Origin of the sequence: Burkholderia sp. BCC0322, from assembly GCF_902833045.1 — a bacterium.
Classification (GTDB): Bacteria; Pseudomonadota; Gammaproteobacteria; order Burkholderiales; family Burkholderiaceae; genus Burkholderia.
In genome coordinates, this window is the sequence record NZ_CADFDU010000002.1 from 514350 (window position 1) to 534653 (window position 20304).

The window sequence follows — 20304 nt, forward strand, 5'->3', positions numbered from 1 at the left end:
AACCGGCGGCGAAAAGTGCGCGGACGTGCTCGCGTCGCCGCGTCTCACATGCCGAGCGCGTGCACGCCGACGAGCAGCAGCGCGCCGATCGCGATCAGCAGCAGCGCGTGTACGCGCGTATACATCACGCACAGCGTCGACGCGACCGCTATCGCGCGCGCGGCCCAGCCGCCGTCGAGCGCCTGCAGCAGCACCCACACCGACGCGAGGATCATGCCGGCCGCGACCGGGCGCAGGCCGGCCTCGAGCGCGATCTGCCAGCGCGCGCCCTGGTGCCGCCGCCACAGATGCGCGACGCCGTAGATCAGGAACGCGGTCGGGCCGAACAGCGCGAGCGTCGCGATCACCGCCCCCCAGAAGCCGGCCACCTGCCAGCCGATCAGCGTCGCCAGCAGCGAGCCGGGGCCCGGTGCCATCCGCGCGATCGCGAAATCGTTCACGAATTGCGTGGCGGTCATCCAGTGATGCACGTCGACCACTTGCCGCTGGATGTCGGCGATGATCGCCTGTCCGCCACCGATCGTCGCGATCGACAGCGGCGCGAACACGCCGAACAGCGCGGCGTAGCGTTGCGATGCGGTCATGGCTTGTCGCTCCCGGCGGGCGCGGTGGCCGCGCGGCGGTATTCGAGCGCGACGCTCAGCGTGCCGCCGATGAGCACGGTCCATACGAGCGGCCAGTGGAGCACCGCAACCGACACGAAGGTGAGGGCCATCACCCCGAGCGGCAGCACGCGGCGCGGCAACCGGCGCACGGCCGTGATCGCCATCGAGATCGACAGCCCGATCGCCGCGGCCGCCGCACCGGCGAGCGCGACATGCGTGAGCGGGAAGCGCGTGAGGGTCGAGAACGCGACGCCGAACAGCACGATCAGCACGGCCGGCGGCGCGATGATGCCGGTGAAGCCGGCCATCGCGCCGCGCCATCCGGCGAGCCGGTAGCCGATCCAGATCGCGAGGTTCTTCACGTTGACGCCCGGCAACGCCTGCGACAGCGCGAGGCCGTTGAGGAACGCTTCCTCGTCGAGCCAGCGCCGCTCGTACACGAAGTCGCGCATCATCCGTCCGCTGAGCCCGCCGCCGAAGCTGGTCAGGCCGATCTGCGAGAACGCGATGAACAGCGCGAGGACGCCGGGCGGCGTTGCTTCGCCTGCAGGCAGTGCAGGTGAGGTGGCGGCGGAGGGCGGGGGCATCGGGTGGGCGGCGCGTGGCGGTTGGGCGATCGCCCATGTTAGCAAGCGGACCCTGTCAGCACGCTGACATGGGTGCGGCGGCGACGCGATGAAAGCCCCGCGGCCGAGTCGACGGGTGCGTTCCGGCGCATCCGGCAAATCCGCAAGTCTGCAAATCCACAAATCCACAAATCCACAAATCCACAAATCCACAAATCCCTCATGGGCGCGCCCCGTCACCGCTACGCGCGCACGACCGTCACCCCTGCCGCCTCGATCGGCTTCGTCAACGCGGCGTCGGTTTCCTTTTCGACCACCACGGTATGCGCCAGCGTGATTTCGCCGATCACGAACTGCGACGCCGCGCGCAGCTTCGACTGCGACGCGAGCACGACCGTCTCGGCCGCTCGTTCGGCCAGCGCGCGCTTGATCGCCGCTTCCTCGAAATCGCCGGTGCTGAGCCCCGCGACCGGATGCACGCCCGTGACGCCCATGAAGTACAGGTCCGCATGGATGCGCGCAATGCCTTCCATCGCCGCCGCGCCGACGGCGACGATCGAATGCTTGTAAAGCCGCCCGCCGATCAGGATCACGTCGATCGACGGATGCGCGGCGAGCGCCACCGCGACACTCGGGCTGTGCGTGACGATGGTCGCGCGCAGGTCGGCCGGCAACTGGCTGACGAGCAGTGCGGAAGTCGTGCCGCCGTCGACGATCGCCACCTGCCCGGGCGCGATCATTTCCGCGGCCCGCCGTGCGATGCGCCGCTTTTCGGCCGTCTCGAGCGCCTCGCGCTGCGCGAACGGCGCAACGGCCGGCGACGCCGGCAGCGCGCCGCCATGCACGCGCTGCAGCAGGCCTTCGGCCGCGAGCTCGCGCAGGTCGCGGCGGACCGTGTCTTCGGACACGCCGAATTGCGCGCTCAGCTCGACCGCCAGCACCTGGCCGTCGCGCGCGAGTGCGTCGAGGATCGCTTTCTTGCGTTGTGTCGTCAGCATCGTGTTTGCACGAATTTTCTTGAAATTGCACGAATATACACGTTACCATGGGCGCCGTCTTTTGTCGAACCGGAGGCTGGGATGGCTGCAACGCGGGACCGTGTCCGCATCGTCGATACGACGGTGCTGTCCGATGACTGGTATGTGCTGAAGAAGGTGACGTTCGATTTCCTGCGCCGCGACGGAACGTGGCAGCGCCTGAGCCGCGAGACCTACGATCGCGGCAATGGCGCGACGATCCTGCTGCGCAAGGCCGGGACGGGCGATGTGCTGCTGACGCGGCAGTTCCGGATGCCGGCGTTCGTCAGCGGGCACGACGGCATGCTGATCGAGGCCGCTGCCGGCCTGCTCGACGACGCGACGCCCGAAGCGCGCATCCGCGCCGAGGCCGAGGAGGAAACCGGCTTTCGCGTGCGCGGCGTGCGCAAGGTGTTCGAGGCATTCATGAGCCCGGGCTCGGTGACGGAGAAGCTGCATTTCTTCGTCGGCGAATACGATGCGTCGCTGCGCACCGGCGACGGCGGCGGCGTCGCGGAAGAGGGCGAGGATCTCGAGGTCGTCGAGATGCCGCTGCAGGCGGCGCTGGATGCGGTCGAGCGCGGCGAGATCGTCGACGCGAAGACGATCATGCTGCTCCAGTACGTCGCGCTGCGGGAAACCGCCGGCGTGCGCCCGGCATGACGCCGCTGCTCGTGCTGGTCGCCGGCCCCTATCGCAGCGGCACGGACGGCGACCCCGCGCGCATCGTCGCGAACCTGCGCCGGCTGGAGGAGGCGGCGCTCGCCGTGTATCGCCGCGGGCACGTGCCGATGATCGGCGAGTGGGTGTCGCTGCCGCTCGCTGTCGCGGCCGGGTCGCGACAGGTCGGCGACGCGATCAGCGAGGCGTTCCTGTACCCGGCCGCGCACCGGCTGCTGTGCCGCTGCGACGCGGTGCTGCGCATCGACGGCGCGTCGCGCGGGGCGGACGCCGATGTCGCCCTCGCGCGGCAGCTTGGCAAGGCGGTCTATTTCGCGGTCGACGACATTCCGGTCGCACCGGACGATTCGGATAGCTGAGCAGGCGGGGGCGCCCGGTCGCGGCGCCTCAGGCTGCATCCTGCATCGCCTGGCCGCCTGTATCGCCCACGGCCGGACGAGCTGCGCGTCGTGCCGTTGCATCGCGCACGCCGCGCTGCACGCGATCCGGCGTATGATCGCGACGCCACCCGCGCACCGCTCGACACTACCGCCGCCGCACCATGCCGTTTTCCGATTCCGCTGACTCCACTGCTGCTGCTGCCGCTGCCGCGCAACTGCCCGACGATCTCGTCGCCTCCGCCGTTGGCGCGCTCGCGCGCGCCGACGCGTTGCTCGTGACGGCCGGCGCCGGTATCGGCGTCGATTCCGGGCTGCCCGATTTTCGCGGCACGGACGGGTTCTGGCGCGCGTATCCGGCGCTGCGCCACGAGCGTTTCGAATTCCACGAGATCGCATCGCCGCACGCGTTCCGTGCGCGTGCGCCGCTCGCGTGGGGCTTCTACGGGCACCGTCTCGCGCTCTACCGCGCGACGGTGCCGCATGAGGGCTTCGCGATCCTGCGCCGCTGGATCGACGCGATGCCGAACGGCGGCTTCGTCCTGACGAGCAACGTCGACGGCCAGTTCCAGAAAGCCGGCTTCGATCCGGCGCGGATCGTCGAGATCCACGGCTCGATCCACGCGATGCAGTGCCTGCGCCCCTGTTCGGACGACACGTGGGACGCGGCGCCGTTCGTGCCGGACGTCGACGAAGCCACCTGCCGCCTCGTCGGCGACATGCCGCGCTGTCCGCACTGCGGCGGCCTCGCGCGGCCGAACATCCTGATGTTCGGCGACACCGGCTGGCTCGGTGCGCGCTACGACGCGCAGGAGCGCGCGCTGGAGGACTGGATCGCGCAAGCCGGGCGGATCGCGGTGGTCGAGATCGGCGCGGGCACCGCGATTCCGACCGTCCGCCTGCTGAGCGAACGGTTCGGCGCCGACGTGATCCGCATCAACGCGCGCGAAGCGCATGCGCGCCGTGCGGACGTGATCGGCTTGAAGGGCGGCGCGCTGGCAACGCTGAGCGCACTCGACGCAGCCTGGCAACGCGCGTGAGCCCGCGGGCGGGCGAGACGACCTGAACGAGCGGGTATCCCGCCGGCGGTCGCCGTTGCAGGGGCGCGGTGAATCCGCATACAGTTCAGCGTGTGCCGCCCGCGCACGCGCCGGAGGGGGCCGGGATCGGACATCGCCCCGGGCAACCGGGGGCCGGCGGCCGAATCCAGCCGCCTCATCGACCGGGAGCGCCCTTGTTCTATTCGATCGTCGCGATCTTCGTCGGCGCCGGGCTCGGCGCATTGCTGCGCTGGTTCCTGAGCCTCGCGCTCAACGCATTCTTTCCCGCCGTGCCGCTCGGCACGCTTGCCGCGAACCTGATCGGCGGCTACGTGATCGGCATCGCCGCCGTCGTGTTCACGACCCGCGTCGGGCTGCCGCCCGAGTGGCGGCTGTTCGTGATCACGGGCTTTCTCGGCGGCCTCACGACGTTCTCGACCTATTCGGTCGAAGTGATGACGCATGCGGTGCAGGGCGAATTCGGATGGGCGTTTGCGGTGGCTGCCCTACACTTGACTGGATCGTTCGCGCTGACGGCGCTCGGCATGTGGACCGCGCGCGTATGGCTCGCGGCGGCCTGAGCGTGCCGCCATCGGAGGGTGCGATGGACAAGATCTTCCTGCGCTTCTATGTGCACGAGAAGGATCGGCTGCACTGGAAACCGCTGTGGGAATGGCTGCTGGAGGAGGCGAACCGGATGGGCGTCGCGGGCGGTTCCGCGTTTCGCGCGATGGCCGGGTTCGGCCAGCATCGCGTGCTGCACGAGGATCGCTTCTTCGAACTGCAGGGATCGCTCGCGATCGAGATCGAATTCATCGTCACCGAGGACGAGGCGCAGCGCTTGCTCGACCGCCTGTCGCACGAGAAAGTACGCGTGTGCTACGCGATGATGCCGGCGCGCTTCGGTGTGATCGACACGCTCGGCCCACCACCGGCGCAAGGGCCGGCGGCGTAGGGGGCGGCGTCAGATGCCGAATATCGTCAGCGACACGGCGGCGCGCGTGACGATCATCAGCAGCACCTGCACGATCACGAACAGCAGGATCGGCGACAGGTCGATGCCGCCGAGGTTCGGGATGATGCGGCGCAGCGGGTTCAGGAACGGCGCGGTGAGCTGGAAGAGGATCGGCATCGCCGGCGAGCGCGGGTTGAGCCACGACAGCAGCGCCATCAGGATCGTCATCCAGATCACGAGGTTGAGCGCCCACTTCACGACGGTGAGCAGCGCGACCACGACGAGCGTCGCGATCACCGACGCCGGGTCGAAGCCGGCCATCACGACCATCAGCACGACATAGACGAGCGCGGTGAGCAGCGCGGCGACGACGCTGGCCCAGTCGATGCCGCGTACGCCCGCGATCACGCGACGCAGCGGCAGCACGAGCCAGTTGGTCGCCTGCAGCACGGCTTGCGTGACGGGGTTGTACGGTGGTACGCGGACGGCCTGCATCCAGACGCGCAGGATCAGCGCGGCGCCGAACAGCGTGAAGACGGTATTGAGCAGAAAACGGGCGATCTCGCCGAACATCGTTGGCATCCTTTTTATACAGTCAGTAGCGTGCGGCCGCCAACGCCGGATGGCGGCGCATCGGCCGACACCTTATCACGCCTCGTCTCGCGACGGGGAGGGGGGCGCGGCGGTGCGCGCGAGCGACGTTTCGACGGCTTCGGCGAGCGCCGCCAGCGACGCCGGCGGCGTGGCCCGCTGCGCCGCGAGCGCGACCGCGCGGCGCGTCAGCAGCGCGTACAGCGTCGCGTGATCGCCGCCGCGCGCTTCGAGCAGTGCCAACTGGCGTTCGACGATACCCGTATCGCCGCGCGACACCGGGCCGGAGAGCGCGTTCGCGAGCCCCTTGTCGCGTGCGGTCTCGATCGTGCCGGCCAGCATCGGCAGCAGCGCGCGCAGCGCGGCGTCCTCGTCGAAGCCGAGGCCGCGCCACAGCTCGACCGCTTCCGCCAGCCCGCACAGCGCGAAGCTCGCCGCATAGTGCGCGGCCGCGTGATAGAGCATCCGGCCGCCGGCCGGAATCGACAGCGGATGGCAGCCGAGTGCGGCAGCAAGTCGCATCAGCGTCGCGTGCAACGCGCCGTCGGCTTCGATCGTGACCGAGCAGCCGTCGATGCGGGCGAGGTCGGCGTCGGCGCCGCCGAACAGATAGAGCGGATGGAAGCCGCCGGTAGCCGCGCCTTGCTGCTTCGCCGGATCGAGCAGTGCGACCGCCGACGCGCCGCTGCAGTGAACGACGGCCTGCTGCGCCGCGCGCGAAGCATCGAAGTGCAGCGCCGCGGCGGTCGACGCGAGATGGTCGTCGGGCACCGTCAGGAAGATCAGGTTCGCGGCGTCGGCGACCTGCTGCGGCGTGTCGACCGCCTGGCAGCCGTCGATGCGCGCGGCGAGCGCCGCGGCGGACGCGGGCGTGCGGCTCGCGATCGCGACGACCGGAAAGCCGGCCAGCGCGAAGCGCTGCGCGACGCAGCGCGCGAGACGGCCGGCGCCGATGAAGCCGAGGCGGGGTGTGTCGGGGAGGGACATGGCAGCGGGCGTAAGCGAAAACGAAGCAACCGCCAGTATCGCAGGAATGACGGCGGGGCCGCGCAACGGCCGGTTCCATGTAGGCAAGTGCCTGGCCGACCGGTATGCGACGCGATATCGAGCGCGTATCGGCGCCGGGCGTCGCGGTCGATTCACGATCCTGGAATCCGACCCCGAAACATGTCATACCCGTATCCGGCTTGAAATGTCGGCATCTTGTCTCAAATTTGTAATCGTTCATTACGGTTGCGTGCCTGCCGCACGCGCCGTATCCGGTAAGACTGACCGGCCATGATGTTGCGACCCGACTCGTCGGACGGAATCGCGCGGCCCGCAAGGATCGCCGCAGGCGCTGCAAGCCACGCCGCACGGCGGCGCCGGCCGCGTGCAATTGCAATTTGCAACAAATGCACGACACGTGAGGGGCGGGTTTTCGCTACATTGCTTCCATGCGACGTGCATGCCCGCCGTTGCCGACAGGGGCGCATAAAATACCGCTCCAGCAGGAGAATCGAAGTGAAAAAGCTCATTCCGTTCATCGCCGCCGCCGCGCTGGGCCTGGGTGCCGCAAGTGCTGCGCAAGCTCACGTGTCGATCGGGGTCGGCATCGGTATCCCGGTCGCGCCCGCGTATCCCGTCTATGCACCGCCGCCGCCCGTGTACTACGCGCCGCCGCCTCCGCCCGTCTACTACGCACCGGCGCCGGCCTACTACGCGCCGCCGCCCGCCGTGGTCGTCGGTGGCTACTATGGTCGTCCGTACTGGCATCATGGTTATGGTTACGGCGGCTGGGGCCATCACGGCTACTGGCGTCGCTGATTCGTGCCGCGCGGCCAGGCCGCGCGTGGCAAAACGGCGCAACGTCCCGAGTGGGGCGCTGCGCCGTTTTTCTTTTGGGGCCGCGGCCTGACATCGTCGCGCGGCCCATGCAGGCCGGCCTCGATTACACCGCGTGCACGATCAGGTCACGGTAGCCGCCGACGATCACGCTGTACGAGAAATACGCGAACAGCAGCGCCGACGCGATGTGACACGCGCGCATCAGCCCGGCGCCCGCGCGCTTGCGGCCCTGGCTCGCGAGCGTGCACATGAAGAGCGTCCATGCGAGGCCGCCGAGAAAAAAGCCCGACAGGAACACCGACGCGGTGGCGGGCGTGGTCGCGCCGGCTTTCGCGATCAGCGCGCCGCCGACCGCCGCGAACCACAGGATCGCGCTCGGCGACGACATCGCGAGCAACATTCCGCGCAGGAAACTGCGCCGTGCGCTGGCGCGCGGCTGCGGCGCGTCGTCGGCATCGTCGCCGGTCGCCTTGGCCGGCGTGAGCGCTTCGCGCGCCATCTTCCACGTAAGGAACAGCAGTACCGCACCGCCGCCGATCCACACGATCCAGCGCACCGGCTCGAATTGCAGCAGCACGGCCATCCCCGCGAGCGCGAGCGCCGCGTAGACGAGATCGCCGACGCACGAGCCGATGCCGAGCCAGAAGCCCGGCCGGAAGCCGTGCGACAGCGTCAGCGACAGCATCGCGACGTTCACGAGGCCGATGTCGAGACACAGCGACAGCGACAGAAAGAAACCGTCGGACAGCATGGAGGCGGGCGGAAAGGTCATCAGCTTTGTTCTTGTGGCGATTTGTGGCAATGGCACGCCATGGGCCGGCAGGCGCCGGCCGCATGGCCTCAGAGACCGATCTCCTGCCAGAGCCGGTCGACGCGCGCCTTCACTGCCGCATCCATCTCGATCGGGCGGCCCCATTCGCGGCTGGTCTCGCCGGGCCACTTGTTGGTCGCGTCGAGCCCCATCTTCGAACCGAGGCCGGCAACCGGCGACGCGAAGTCGAGATAGTCGATCGGCGTGCTGTCGACCATCACGGTGTCGCGTACCGGGTCGACGCGCGTCGTGATCGCCCAGATCACTTCCTTCCAGTCGCGGATGTTCACGTCCTCGTCGACGACCACGATGAACTTCGTATACATGAACTGCCGCAGGAAGCTCCACACGCCGAACATCACGCGCTTCGCGTGGCCCGCGTAGCTCTTCTTCATCTGAACGATGGCCATCCGGTAGCTGCAGCCTTCGGGCGGCAGGTAGAAGTCGGTGATCTCGGTGAACTGCTTCTGCAGCAGCGGCACGAACACCTCGTTGAGCGCGACGCCGAGCACCGCGGGCTCGTCGGGCGGCTTGCCCGTGTAGGTCGAGTGGTAGATCGCGTCGCGCCGCATCGTGATGCGCTCGACGGTGAACACCGGAAACCACTCCTGCTCGTTGTAATAGCCGGTGTGGTCGCCGTACGGGCCTTCGAGCGCGTGCTCGTACGCGGCCGAAGCATTGCCGGCCGGGCGCGGCGGTGCGCCGGCCGGAGCGGGGGCGGGCGCGCCTTCCTGCGGATAGATGAAACCTTCGAGCACGATCTCCGCGCGCGCTGGCACCTGCAGCGTGTCGACGCCGGGCGTCAGGCACTTCGCGAGCTCCGTGCGGCTGCCCCGCAGCAGGCCGGCGAACTGGTACTCGGACAGCGAATCGGGCACTGGCGTCACCGCGCCGAGCGTCGTGGCCGGATCGGCGCCGAGTACGACCGCGACCGGATACGGCTTGCCGGGGTTTTGCAGCGCGAATTCGCGGAAGTCGAGTGCGCCGCCGCGATGCGCGAGCCAGCGCATGATCAGCTTGTTGCGGCCGATCAGCTGCTGGCGGTAGATCCCGAGGTTCTGCCGCGACTTGTTCGGTCCGCGCGTGACCGTCAGGCCCCACGTGACGAGCGGTCCCGCGTCGCCGGGCCAGCAGGTCTGGATCGGCAGCCTGTTCAGGTCGACGTCGGCGCCTTCCCAGACGATCTCCTGGCACGGCGGCGACGACACCGACTTTGGCGCCATGTCCCACACGGCCTTCGCGAGCGACAGCAGCTTGCCGGCGTCCTTCAGGCTCTTCGGCGGATCGGGTTCCTTCAATGCGGACAGCAGGCGTCCGAGATCGCGCAGCGAATCGAGCGCGGCGTCGTCACCCGCATCGACGCCCATCCCGAGCGCGACGCGGCGCGGCGTGCCGAACAGGTTGCCGAGCACCGGGAAGTCGTAGCCGGTCGGCGCGTTGAACAGCAGCGCAGGGCCGCCGGCGCGCAGCACGCGGTCGCATAGCTCGGTCATTTCCAGCACGGGCGACACGGGCTGCGTGACGCGCCGCAGTTCGCCGAGCGCCTCGAGGCGCTGGATGAAATCGCGTAAGTCTTTGTATTTCATGAAGAAGGTCCGGGCCACCCGCAAGGCGGGCAGCGATGGGCGGGCGCAGCGGCCGGCTGCGACCCCGAATCGACCGACGATTTTACCCGCGCGGCCGCTTGCCCGCCCGACGGAGAAAAAAGTCGACTGCGCGCAAACCCTCTACGGCACGGGGATTGCGATCTTGAGAGTGCCTGTAAATTACTTTTTGTTATGATTTCAATGTTTTATAGTGTTGACGATCTATAAAACCCTGCTAGAATCCGCTCACATTGGCTGCAGGGTAAAAGGCTTCGAGCCGCCAATCACCGATCTTTGACGCAGCGCGTCACCGTCCGCCGAATCCTGCACGGCGTATCCGACGGCTTTAGTCGTAGTCTCAGCCAGCGCCACCAGACGCTGGTTTTTTGCGTGGGTGCCACCGCGTATGCCCGCCTCGCCCAGTGTGCGAAGGTGCCGGCCCTCTTACACCGTGGCCTCGAACGGTACTTATACCGTTTCCCCGATGCCTGCACGCCCCAACCAAAGCGTGCGGCGTCGTGATTCCGCGGCGCGTTACCTGTCTCGCCTTCGAGCTGAGCGAGCCGCACGAGTCATGTTCATGGGAGATGATCTGAATGAACGCTTGGTTATCGTGGCGTCCTTGTGAGCAGCATGCGCAATTCGTGCGCAGCATGCTGCGTCGCGGGACGCGTGTCAGTCACCATCTATTCAGCGTTGTCGGCTGTCTCGCTGTCGCAGTTGCGCTCGCACTGTGGCTGCTGCCAACCGTCCGCGGCACGCTCGCCGCGAAGCTGATGCCGGTCGTATCCGCGGCCGTGCAAGCCGGTCCGGCACGCCTGCTGACCGGCCATCCGCTGCCGAACTTCGCGCCCGCCGGCGCGCAGCCGCAGCAGGAAGACAGCCCCGAAACGGACGCGCTTGCGGTCGGCCTCGACGTCGCACCGGAAGCCACCGGGCAGCAGGGCGATGCGTCCGATCCGGCCCGCAACGGCCCGTCGCCCGTCGCGCTCGCCAAACTGATTCCGACCCAGCGCGTGGCGGCCGATGCGCGTGACGACCGTGCGCTCGCATCGAATCGCGAGCAGGCGCTCGTCGCGACCTACCTGTCGCGTCGCTACCGCGTCGCACAGGAGCCGCTCGGCCAGCTCGTCAAGGCCGCGTTCCAGACCGGCCGTGACGTCGGCCTCGATCCGCTGCTGCTGCTGTCCGTGATGGCGATCGAGTCGGGCTTCAATCCGTACGCCGAAAGCGGTGTCGGCGCGAAGGGCCTGATGCAGGTCATGTCGAAGGTCCATTCCGACAAGTTCGAGTATTTCGGCGGCACCGATACCGCACTGCAGCCGCTCGCGAACCTCCAGGTCGGCGCACTCGTCCTGAAGGACTGCATCGCACGTGGCGGCTCGCTGGCGAGCGGCCTGCGCTTGTACAACGGCTCGACGAACCCCGACGACACCGCTTACGGCGCGAAGGTGATGGCCGAGCGTGCCCGCCTGCGCGACGTGGCGCACGGCCGCAGCGTGCCGGTCAACGCGCCGCAGGCGCCGGCGAAGCCGATCGTCACGGCTGCCGCGATGACGGCAGCCGCGGGCGGCGCAAAGCGCGTGCATGCGACGCTCGAAACGTCGCCGAAATCGACGGCATCGAAGGAAGCCACGTCCCAGGACGACGCGAGCGTCGATACCGCGAAGCAGTCGCACGGCGACCATTCGGAGCTTGGCGCGTAACGTGCGGCGGTAACGTACCGCACGGCTGCAGCCGGCAGGCAATGAAAAAGGCACCCGATCCGGGTGCCTTTTCGTTTTTGCCGTGCGCGGAACGGCCGCCGCACCGCCCGCGTGTCAGTGCTGCCCGAACAGTGTCGCGAGTCGGTCGACCGCCTCCTCGAGCCGGGAGTAGGCCGTCGCATAGGACAGGCGGATATAGTCGCGCGGTGCATGGACACCGAAGTCCATGCCGGGCACCAGCACGACCCCCGCGTCGTGCAGCATCGCCGTCGTGAGCGCGGCGCTGTCGCCGGCCGCCGGGTGGGCGACGCCGCCGCAGTGCGCATACACGTAGAACGCGCCGTCCGGCATCACGGGCACCGTGAAGCCGAGCCGTTCGAGCGCCGGCGCGATGAAGTCGCGGCGGCGCTTGAATTCGAGCCGGCGCGCCTCGTAGATGTCGAGCGCGGCCGGCTCGAAGCACGCGAGTGCCGCGTGCTGCGCGAGCGCGGACGGGCAGATGAACAGGTTCTGCGCCAGCTTTTCGAATGTGCCGACCAGCGCGGGCGGCACGACCAGCCAGCCGAGCCGCCAGCCCGTCATGCTGAAATACTTGGAGAAGCTGTTCACGGTGACGACGTCGTCGCCGAACGACAGCGCCGACACGGGCGCCGCGTCGTAGCTGAGCCCCTGGTAGATCTCGTCGACGATCGTGAAGCCGCCGCGTGTGCGCACGGCTTCGACGATCCGCTTCAGCTCGTCGGGTTCGAGCGACGTGCCGGTCGGGTTCGACGGCGACGCGAGCAGCACGCCGCGCGTGCGATCGCCCCAGCGCGTGCGGACGTCGTCCTCGGTGAGCTGGAAGCGCGCGTCCGGGCCGCTCGGCACGAGCACCGCGCGGCCCTCGGCCGCCGCGACGAAGTGCCGGTTGCACGGATACGACGGGTCGGGCATCAGCACCTCGTCGTCACGCCCGACGAGCGCGAGGCACGCGAGCAGCAGCGCGGCCGATGCGCCGGCCGTCACGACGATCCGTTCCGGACTGATCGTGAGGCCGTAGGCGCGCGCGTAGTGCGCGGCGATCGCCTCGCGCAGCGGTGCAATGCCGAGCGCGCTCGTATATTGCGTGACGCCGCGGCGCAGCGCGGCCGCGGCCGCTTCGACGACCGGCTCCGGCGCAGTGAAATCCGGCTCGCCGATGCCCATGTGGATAACGTCGCGCCCGGACGACTCGAGACGCTGTGCCTCCTTCATCAGTTCCATCACGTAGAAGGGCTGGATCGCATCGACGCGTGCGGCGAGTCTGACGAGCGAATCGGTGGCGGTATTCATCGGGCGGGCAGGGCGAGGGGGCGGGGCAAAAGAAAAAACGGGCGCATGTGCGCCCGTTCCGGATCAACGGTATCAGCCGTTGCGGCGCGCCTGCGTTTCGGCGGGGCGCAGCTTCGCGGCGAGCTTGTCGAGCACGCCGTTCACGTACTTGTAGCCGTCGGAGCCGCCGAACGTCTTCGCGAGTTCGACAGCTTCGTTGATAATCACGCGGTACGGCGTTTCGACGTGGTGCGTGAGCTCGAACGTCGCGATCAGCAGCACGGCGCGTTCGACCGGCGACAACTGGTCGATCGGACGGTCGAGCGACGGCGTCAGTGCTTCGACGAGCGTGGCGTGCTCGCGGATCACGCCGTGCAGGATCGCGTCGAGCAGCTCCTTGTCAGCCTTGTCGTAACCGAGCGCGCCGCGCAGTTGCGCGTCGATCTCGCCGGAGGACGCGTTCGACAGCAGCCACTGGTACAGCCCCTGCGTCGCCAGCTCGCGCGATTGTCGGCGGGCGCTCTTCTTCATGCGCGCTCCTCTTCGTCGTCTTCGTCTTCCTCTTCGTCCTCGTCGTCGTCGCCGAGCTGGTCGAGGGCCATCGTCAGGTTGGCCATCTCGACGGCGACGCGTGCTGCGTCACGACCCTTTTCGGTCATGCGCGCGACGGCCTGCTCGTCGTTTTCGGTCGTCAGGACCGCGTTCGCGATCGGCAGGTTGAAGTCGAGGCCGATGCGGGTGATGCCCGCGCCGCTCTCGTTCGACACGAGTTCGAAGTGGTAGGTCTCGCCGCGGATCACCGCGCCGAGTGCGATCAGCGCGTCGAACTGGCCGCTTTCCGCGAGCTTCTGCAGCGCGAGCGGGATTTCCAGCGCGCCGGGCACCGACACGAGCAGCACGTCTTCACCGGTGACGCCGAGGCGTTCCAGTTCCTCGACGCACGCGTCGGCGAGGCCGTTGCACACCGGCTCGTTGAAGCGCGATTGCACGATGCCGATACGCAGGCCGTCGCCTTCGAGATTCGGTTGGTATTGTCCGATTTCCATGATCTTGTCCGTGGTGTGGATGAACGGTTATAGGGCGAAAGCGCCGTGGCGGGTTACGCGTGGGACGCCGGGCAGGACTTGGCTTCGGCGCCGGGCATCGGGATGAAGCCCGTGACTTCCAGGCCGTAGCCGGACATGCTGCCCAGCTTGCGCGGATTCGACAGCACCTGCATCTTGCCGACGCCGACATCGCGCAGGATCTGCGCGCCGATGCCGAACGTCTTGAAATCAACCGGCCGGCGCTTGAGCGCAGCGGCCTTTTCTTCCTCGTCGAACGCCTTGAAGACGTCGATCAGGTGTTCCTTCGTGTCGCCGCAGTTGAGCAGCACGATCACGCCGAGGTCGCGCTCCGCGATCTCGCGCATCGCGGCGTCGAGCGTCCACGAGTGCGTCGACACGCCCGTTTCGAGCAGGTCGAGTACCGAAAGCGGCTCGTGCACGCGCACCGGCGTATCGACGTCGGGCGACGGCGCACCGCGCACCAGCGCGATGTGCGGTGAGCCGCTCGGCTGGTCACGGTACAGCACCGCGCGGAACGTGCCGTGCGCGGTCTGCATCGTGCGCTCGGCGATCCGCTCGATGATCGATTCGGTGCGGCTGCGGTACTGGATCAGGTCGGCGATCGTGCCGATCTTCAGGTTGTGTTCCTGCGCGAACTCGATCAGGTCGGGCAGGCGCGCCATCGTGCCGTCGTCCTTGATGATCTCGCAGATCACCGCGGCCGGCGTGAGGCCCGCGAGCGCGGTGAAGTCGCAACCGGCCTCGGTGTGGCCGGCACGCACGAGCACGCCGCCCGGCTGCGCCATGATCGGGAACACGTGACCCGGCTGCACGATATGCTCGGGGCGTACGTCGTGCGCGACGGCCGTGGCGATCGTGTGTGCACGGTCGGCAGCCGAGATGCCGGTCGTCACGCCTTCTGCCGCTTCGATGCTGACCGTGAAGGCGGTGCCGTACTGCGTGCCGTTGCGGTAGGTCATCAGCGGCAGGTGCAACTGCTTGCAGCGTTCCTGCGTCAACGTCAGACAAACCAGGCCGCGGCCGTACTTGGCCATGAAGTTGATCGCTTCCGGCGTGACGAATTCGGCGGCGATCACGAGGTCGCCCTCGTTTTCGCGGTCTTCTTCGTCGACCAGGATCACCATCCGGCCGGCTTTCAGCTCGGCGATGATGTCGAGCGTGGAGGCGAGCGTCATAAGGGGGCGAGAAAGAGGAAAGTGCGTATTTTACGCCAGCCGGACGGCGTTTCGGCTGGCATGGGTCGCGCGCCGCCAGCAAGCGCTCCGGAAAGCGCTGCGGCCGGCTTGCGCGGCAGACCTGGCGCCGCCGTGCGCTGTCTGCCCGCGGGGGCCGGCGGCGGCGGGCCGGGCATTGCCCGGCCGCGCGTCAGGCGTGCTGGTCGCGCCCGCCCAGGTAGTCGAGCTTGCCGAGCTCGACGCCGCTGTGGCGCAGGATGTCGTACGCGGTCGTCACGTGGAAGAAGAAATTGGGCAGCACGAAATTCAGCAGGTACGACTGGCCGCTGAACTCGATCGGGCCGACACGCATCTTCAGCACGATCTGGCGCGCCTCGCTGCCGTCGATCTGCGCGGCGTCGAAGCTTTTCAGGTAGTCGATCGTCTTCTGGATGCGTGCGTGCAGTTCGTCGAAGGTCTGCTCGACGTCCGGGAAGCTCGGGATCTCGACATCGGCGAGGCGCGCGGCGCAGCCCTTGGCCGTGTCCGTCGCGATGTAGACCTGGCGGACGAGCGGCAGCATGTCCGGGTACAGGCGGGCGCCGATGAACACCGACGGATCGATCTGCTTTTCGGCCGCGTGCGCCTGCGCCTTGCCGAGGATGTGCTGCAGGTTGGTCAGGCCACGGATCAGCACGGGCACGGAAGCTTGGTACATCGAGATGGACATGGGGACGACTCCTTGAAGAAGAGGGTGGCCGCTACGCGGCGCGCCGTGCGTTGCGGCGTTGAATCCGCTGTCGACGCATCTTAGCGCGGCGGCGTGACCCGTGCGCGTCGTTGGCCATTCGGTCAGGTGTTGGCTGAGCGAATGGCCGGTGGATCCGACACAGTCGTCCCGATTGCACCGGAATACCGCCCCTCGCAGGCATCGCGCATCCGTCCGCAAAAAGTCGTATCATGAAACACGAAACATGAAGTAATGGAGACCCCATGATCGAACTCGACCGCGCCGCAGCGGCTGTCCTTGCCCGGCTGGCGTCTTTCGGCCAGGCAAACGATGCGCGGATGGACGACCGCAGCCGCAAGATGCTTAACCTCGAGCCGGCCACGGCCGAACTGCTGTACCTGCTCGTCACCGGCGCACGGCGCAGGCGCGTGCTCGAGATCGGCACGTCCAACGGCTACAGCGCGATCTGGCTCGCCCATGCGCTGCGCGAAACGGACGGGCAGCCGCTCGTCACCGTCGAGTACGCGCCCGACAAGGCCGAGCAGGCGAGGGCCAACCTGCGCGCGGCAGCGCTGCAGGATTGGGCGCAGGTGATCGAAGGCGATGCGACGCAAGTCTGCGCGGCCGTGACGGGCCCGTTCGACTGCGTGTTCTTCGATGCCGACCGCGTGAGTGCGCCGCGGCAGCTCGCGCACCTGTTGCCGAAGCTGACGGCCGACGCGCTGCTCGTCGCGGACAACGCGCTGTCCCATCCGGACGAAATCGCCGGCTATCTCGCCGCGGTCGATGCATCTCGGAAGTTCGACACGACGATCGTGCCGGTCGGCAAGGGGCTCCACATCGCGCGTCGCCGGCGGTTCGCATGACGCGGGCCATACTCGAGCGCACGACGCTGGGGCGCGACGCGTACGGGGCGATCCGCGAGATGCTGGTCGACGACGGGCGCTTCGCGGCGGGCGAGAAGATCAGCATCGAGGCGCTGTCCCGTGATCTCGGCATCAGCCGGTCGCCTGTGTGGGCAGCGGTCTCGCGCCTGGAAGCGGAGGGGCTGCTGCAGGTCGTGCCGCGGCAGGGCGTGTTCGTCATCGCATTCGACCGCGCGCGGATCGTGGCCATCTTCGAGGCGCGGGAAGCCCTCGAAGGGATGGCCGCGCGCCTGGCGGCGCAGCGCATGACGCCTGACGATCATGCGGCGCTGAATGAAGCGTTGACGCGGCAGGCGAATGCGGTCGACACGCGCGACGGCCACGCATACCGGATCGCCAATCTCGATTTCCACCACGGGCTGCTCGCTGCTGCGCGCAACACGACGATCGAGACGTCGCTCAGGGCGCTGTATGCGCAGGTGCAGACGATGTGTTCGGGCGGCGCGAGTCCGATGGACGACTGGGCGCGACTGGGCGGGAATGTCGCCGAACACCGGCAGGTGTTCGACATGATCGCGAAGCGCGATGTGGACGGTGCCGAGCGCGCGGCACGCGAGCATGTGCGGCAGTTGCTCGGGACGATTTTGGCGCGCGCGGAAGGGGATGAGGCAGACGCGTGATCGGCTGCGGGCGACGGCGCGAAGGATGGAGAAAAGCGGCGGCCGTCAGCATGCCGGCCGCCGCGTCGGAGACCGTCCGCGCGATCAGTCCGGATGCATGCCCTGCGACGTCGACAGCATCCGCTCGACGTAGCGCGCAATCATGTCGACTTCGAGATTGACCTTGTCGACTCGATGCAGCCGCCGGCCGCGACAATGCCGGTAACCGTCGTGACGATCCCGTTCAGTGAGCAACGTCGGGCGGCGTGAAGCGCGCGAGGATCCGCAGATCGTCGCCGACCCGCTCGAACCCGTGGAACGACAGCCGCGTACGCGCCTCGAGGTTCGCCGGCGCGGCGAGGTCGAACATGCCGGCCGCATCGGCGCCCAGCAGGCTCGGCGCGAGGTAGACGAGCAATTCGTCGACGCACTGCTCGCGCAGCAGCGAGCCGTTCAGCTTGTGGCCGGCCTCGACGTGCAGCTCGTTGACGCCGCGCGCGCCGAGCGCCGCCAGCATCGCGGGCAGGTCGACCTTGCCTTGCGCATTCGCGATCGGCACGATTTCCGCGCCCCGCGCCTTCAGCACGTTCGCGCGCATTTCGCCGGCGGCGTCGAGCCGGCCGCAGAAGATCAGCAGCGGCGCGCCTTCGAGCAGCCGTGCGTCGAGCGGCAGGTCGAGGCGGCTGTCCACCAGGATGCGCTGCGGCTGGCGCGGCGTGTCGATGCCGCGCACGGTCAGCAGCGGATTGTCTTCGCGAACGGTGCCGATGCCGGTCAGTATCGCGCAGGCGCGCGCACGCCACGCGTGCCCGTCGAGGCGCGCGGCCTCGCCGGTGATCCACTGGCTTTCGCCGGACGGCAGCGCGGTGCGGCCGTCGAGCGACGCAGCGGTCTTCATTCGCACCCACGGGCGGCCGCGCGTCATCCGCGACACGAAGCCGATGTTCAGTTCGCCCGCTTCATGCGCGAGCAGCCCGCAGCGCACGTCGACGCCCGCATCGCGCAGCATGCCGAGGCCGCGCCCCGACACCTGCGGGTTCGGGTCTTCCATCGCGGCGACGACCTTCGCGACGCGCGCGTCGATCAGCGCGTTCGCGCACGGCGGCGTGCGGCCGAAATGGCTGCACGGTTCGAGCGTCACGTAGACGGTCGAGCCCGCGACGTCGTAGCCGCGCGAGCGCGCGTCCTTCAGCGCCTGCACTTCCGCGTGATCCTGGCCGGCCGGCTGCGTGAAGCCTTCGCCGATCACGTCGCCGTCCTTGACGATCACGCAACCGACACGCGGGTTCGGTGCCGTCGTATACATGCCGCGCGCGGCAAGCGCGAGCGCACGCTGCATGTGGGCGAAATCGATATCGGAAAACATGCGCGCGGACCCGGGTCAGGCGGCGAGTGCCGCGAATGCGCGGCGCGCGGCCGCGAGCGTCGCGTCGATCACCGCGTCGTCGTGCGTGCTCGACACGAAGCCGGCCTCGTACGCGGACGGCGCGAAGTACACGCCTTCGTCGAGCATCAGGTGGAAGAAGCGGTTGAAGCGCTCGGTGTCGCTCTTCGTGACTTCCGCGAAGCTGGTCGGCACGCGTTCGGCGAAGTAGAGGCCGAACATCGCGCCGATCGAGTCGGCCGCGAACGGCACGCCGGCCGCGCGCGCTTCGGCGGCGAGGCCGTCGGCGAGGCGCTTGGTCTGCGCGGTGAGCGCGTCGTAGAAGCCGGGCGCCTGGATCAGTTGCAGCGTCTTCAGGCCCGCGGCGACCGCGATCGGGTTGCCAGACAGCGTGCCGGCCTGGTAGACGCCGCCGAGCGGCGCGAGGTGGGCCATGATGTCGCGGCGGCCGCCGAACGCGGCAGCCGGCATCCCGCCGCCGATCACCTTGCCGAGGCAGGTGAGGTCGGCCGTGATCCCGTAGTAAGCCTGCGCGCCGCCGAGTGCGACGCGGAACCCGCACATCACTTCGTCGAAGATCAGCACGGCGCCGTGCTTCGTGCACAACGCGCGCAGCGCGTTCAGGAATTCGGGCGTGCCGCGCACGAGGTTCATGTTGCCCGCGACCGGCTCGACGATCACGGCGGCGATCTCGTCGCCGAACGCGCCGAACGCTTCTTCGAGCGCGGCGACGTTGTTGTATTCGAGGACGGTCGTGTGCTTCGCGATGTCGGCAGGCACGCCGGCCGACGTCGGGTTGCCGAACGTCAGCAGGCCCGAGCCGGCCTTCACGAGCAGGCTGTCCGCGTGGCCGTGGTAGCAACCTTCGAACTTGACGATGCGGCTGCGGCCCGTGAAGCCGCGCGCGAGACGCAGCGCGCTCATCGTGGCCTCGGTGCCGCTCGACACCATCCGCACCTGCTCGATCGACGGCACGAGCTTGCAGATTTCCTCGGCGATCTCGATCTCGGCTTCGGTCGGCGCGCCGAACGAGAAGCCGTCGGCGAGCACGTTCTGCACGGCCGACAGGACTTCCGGATGGACGTGGCCGACGATCATCGGGCCCCACGAGCCGATGTAGTCGATGTACTGCTTGCCGTCGGCATCCCAGAAATACGGGCCTTGCGCGCGCGCGACGAAGCGCGGCGTGCCGCCGACCGAACGGAATGCACGCACCGGCGAGTTGACGCCGCCGGGAATGGTCTTCTGGGCGCGTTCGAAGAGGATCTGATTGTTGGACATGGACGAAACCTGCGAGAGAAGGGCGCGGGGGCCGGTGCACGGGCCGCGGCGCCTGGGCGGAACGATCGTCTGATTGTACCGGAGACGCGTGCGGCGGGCCCGCGGCGCGGTC

24 protein-coding genes and 1 pseudogene are annotated in these 20304 nt (G+C 68.5%); 9 read left to right on the forward strand and 16 right to left on the reverse strand.

The window, feature by feature from the left end; genetic code table 11:
* Nucleotides 1-44: 44 nt before the first annotated feature.
* The 3 genes from HWX39_RS08370 to HWX39_RS08380 all read right to left on the reverse strand — a co-directional run bounded on the left by HWX39_RS08370 (nt 45) and on the right by HWX39_RS08380 (nt 2169).
* Complete coding sequence (locus HWX39_RS08370) at nt 45-584, reverse strand: chromate transporter (RefSeq protein ID WP_043181677.1); 540 nt, start codon at nt 582-584, stop codon at nt 45-47.
* Nucleotides 581-1192, reverse strand: a complete 612-nt coding sequence (locus tag HWX39_RS08375; protein WP_175966952.1) for a chromate transporter — start codon at nt 1190-1192, stop codon at nt 581-583. The genes HWX39_RS08370 and HWX39_RS08375 overlap by 4 nt, the downstream gene beginning before the upstream one ends.
* Nucleotides 1193-1413: 221 nt before the next feature.
* Entirely contained in the window at nt 1414-2169 is a 756-nt protein-coding gene (locus HWX39_RS08380) for a DeoR/GlpR family DNA-binding transcription regulator (protein ID WP_175005844.1), read from the reverse strand.
* Nucleotides 2170-2250: 81 nt separating this feature from the next.
* Here HWX39_RS08380 and HWX39_RS08385 point away from each other — a divergent pair, with 81 nt between their 5' ends.
* The 5 genes from HWX39_RS08385 (at nt 2251) to HWX39_RS08405 (ending at nt 5240) form a co-directional block, all read left to right on the forward strand.
* On the forward strand, nt 2251-2850 hold the full coding sequence (locus tag HWX39_RS08385) for an NUDIX domain-containing protein (protein WP_175966954.1): 600 nt from the start codon (nt 2251-2253) through the stop codon (nt 2848-2850).
* Entirely contained in the window at nt 2847-3227 is a 381-nt protein-coding gene (locus HWX39_RS08390) for a DUF4406 domain-containing protein (protein ID WP_175966956.1), read from the forward strand. The genes HWX39_RS08385 and HWX39_RS08390 overlap by 4 nt, the downstream gene beginning before the upstream one ends.
* Nucleotides 3228-3409: 182 nt before the next feature.
* Nucleotides 3410-4285, forward strand: coding sequence for a Sir2 family NAD-dependent protein deacetylase (locus tag HWX39_RS08395; protein ID WP_175966958.1), 876 nt, complete (start codon nt 3410-3412; stop codon nt 4283-4285).
* A 194-nt stretch (nt 4286-4479) separates the two neighbouring features.
* Entirely contained in the window at nt 4480-4866 is a 387-nt protein-coding gene (gene crcB / locus HWX39_RS08400; RefSeq protein WP_175966961.1) for a fluoride efflux transporter CrcB, read from the forward strand.
* A 23-nt stretch (nt 4867-4889) separates the two neighbouring features.
* Nucleotides 4890-5240 (forward strand): DUF190 domain-containing protein, encoded by a 351-nt coding sequence (locus tag HWX39_RS08405; protein WP_175966963.1) that lies wholly within the window; start codon nt 4890-4892, stop codon nt 5238-5240.
* Nucleotides 5241-5249: 9 nt separating this feature from the next.
* Here HWX39_RS08405 and HWX39_RS08410 read toward each other — a convergent pair whose 3' ends face one another.
* From HWX39_RS08410 to HWX39_RS08420, 3 genes are all read right to left on the reverse strand, one after another.
* Complete coding sequence (locus HWX39_RS08410; protein WP_175966965.1) at nt 5250-5813, reverse strand: YggT family protein; 564 nt, start codon at nt 5811-5813, stop codon at nt 5250-5252.
* Between the two features lie 75 nt (nt 5814-5888).
* Nucleotides 5889-6818, reverse strand: a complete 930-nt coding sequence (locus tag HWX39_RS08415; protein WP_175966967.1) for a DUF2520 domain-containing protein — start codon at nt 6816-6818, stop codon at nt 5889-5891.
* 221 nt (nt 6819-7039) lie between these two features.
* A complete protein-coding gene (locus HWX39_RS08420; protein ID WP_175966969.1) occupies nt 7040-7348 on the reverse strand; it encodes a hypothetical protein in 309 nt (102 codons plus the stop codon).
* Here HWX39_RS08420 and HWX39_RS08425 point away from each other — a divergent pair.
* Nucleotides 7335-7637 (forward strand): hypothetical protein, encoded by a 303-nt coding sequence (locus tag HWX39_RS08425; RefSeq protein WP_175966972.1) that lies wholly within the window; start codon nt 7335-7337, stop codon nt 7635-7637. The genes HWX39_RS08420 and HWX39_RS08425 overlap by 14 nt on opposite strands.
* A 124-nt stretch (nt 7638-7761) precedes the next feature.
* Here HWX39_RS08425 and HWX39_RS08430 read toward each other — a convergent pair whose 3' ends face one another.
* Both HWX39_RS08430 and HWX39_RS08435 read right to left on the reverse strand, forming a co-directional pair.
* Nucleotides 7762-8430, reverse strand: a complete 669-nt coding sequence (locus tag HWX39_RS08430; RefSeq protein ID WP_175966974.1) for a LysE family transporter — start codon at nt 8428-8430, stop codon at nt 7762-7764.
* A gap of 68 nt (nt 8431-8498) precedes the next feature.
* Nucleotides 8499-10055, reverse strand: coding sequence for a UbiD family decarboxylase (locus HWX39_RS08435; protein WP_175966976.1), 1557 nt, complete (start codon nt 10053-10055; stop codon nt 8499-8501).
* Between the two features lie 596 nt (nt 10056-10651).
* Here HWX39_RS08435 and HWX39_RS08440 point away from each other — a divergent pair.
* Nucleotides 10652-11761, forward strand: coding sequence for a lytic transglycosylase domain-containing protein (locus HWX39_RS08440; RefSeq protein WP_175966979.1), 1110 nt, complete (start codon nt 10652-10654; stop codon nt 11759-11761).
* Between the two features lie 114 nt (nt 11762-11875).
* Here the strand turns inward: HWX39_RS08440 and HWX39_RS08445 are convergent, their stop codons facing one another.
* From HWX39_RS08445 to HWX39_RS08465, 5 genes are all read right to left on the reverse strand, one after another.
* The gene (locus tag HWX39_RS08445; protein WP_175966981.1) at nt 11876-13072 is read right to left on the reverse strand and encodes a pyridoxal phosphate-dependent aminotransferase; all 1197 of its coding nucleotides are present in this window, start codon (nt 13070-13072) and stop codon (nt 11876-11878) included.
* A gap of 72 nt (nt 13073-13144) precedes the next feature.
* The gene (nusB, locus tag HWX39_RS08450; protein WP_021157083.1) at nt 13145-13582 is read right to left on the reverse strand and encodes a transcription antitermination factor NusB; all 438 of its coding nucleotides are present in this window, start codon (nt 13580-13582) and stop codon (nt 13145-13147) included.
* Nucleotides 13579-14097, reverse strand: coding sequence for a 6,7-dimethyl-8-ribityllumazine synthase (gene ribH / locus HWX39_RS08455; RefSeq protein WP_011351235.1), 519 nt, complete (start codon nt 14095-14097; stop codon nt 13579-13581). The genes nusB and ribH overlap by 4 nt, the downstream gene beginning before the upstream one ends.
* Before the next feature lie 53 nt (nt 14098-14150).
* Nucleotides 14151-15293 carry a bifunctional 3,4-dihydroxy-2-butanone-4-phosphate synthase/GTP cyclohydrolase II gene (gene ribBA / locus HWX39_RS08460; protein ID WP_175966984.1) on the reverse strand — a complete coding sequence of 381 codons (1143 nt, stop codon included), beginning with the start codon at nt 15291-15293 and terminating at the stop codon, nt 14151-14153.
* A 190-nt stretch (nt 15294-15483) separates the two neighbouring features.
* A complete protein-coding gene (locus tag HWX39_RS08465; RefSeq protein WP_175966986.1) occupies nt 15484-16002 on the reverse strand; it encodes a DUF1993 domain-containing protein in 519 nt (172 codons plus the stop codon).
* A gap of 263 nt (nt 16003-16265) precedes the next feature.
* Between HWX39_RS08465 and HWX39_RS08470 the strand changes: the two genes are divergently transcribed.
* Entirely contained in the window at nt 16266-16868 is a 603-nt protein-coding gene (locus HWX39_RS08470) for a class I SAM-dependent methyltransferase (RefSeq protein WP_175966989.1), read from the forward strand.
* Nucleotides 16865-17548, forward strand: a complete 684-nt coding sequence (locus HWX39_RS08475; protein ID WP_175966991.1) for a GntR family transcriptional regulator — start codon at nt 16865-16867, stop codon at nt 17546-17548. Before HWX39_RS08470 ends, HWX39_RS08475 begins: the two co-directional genes overlap by 4 nt.
* An 84-nt stretch (nt 17549-17632) precedes the next feature.
* Here HWX39_RS08475 and HWX39_RS08480 read toward each other — a convergent pair.
* The 3 genes and pseudogenes from HWX39_RS08480 to hemL all read right to left on the reverse strand — a co-directional run.
* Nucleotides 17633-17716, reverse strand: a pseudogene (locus tag HWX39_RS08480) (riboflavin synthase); the annotation flags it as partial.
* Between the two features lie 55 nt (nt 17717-17771).
* The gene (ribD, locus tag HWX39_RS08485; RefSeq protein ID WP_175966993.1) at nt 17772-18893 is read right to left on the reverse strand and encodes a bifunctional diaminohydroxyphosphoribosylaminopyrimidine deaminase/5-amino-6-(5-phosphoribosylamino)uracil reductase RibD; all 1122 of its coding nucleotides are present in this window, start codon (nt 18891-18893) and stop codon (nt 17772-17774) included.
* Between the two features lie 15 nt (nt 18894-18908).
* Complete coding sequence (gene hemL / locus HWX39_RS08490; RefSeq protein ID WP_014897811.1) at nt 18909-20192, reverse strand: glutamate-1-semialdehyde 2,1-aminomutase; 1284 nt, start codon at nt 20190-20192, stop codon at nt 18909-18911.
* Between the last annotated feature and the right edge of the window lie 112 nt (nt 20193-20304).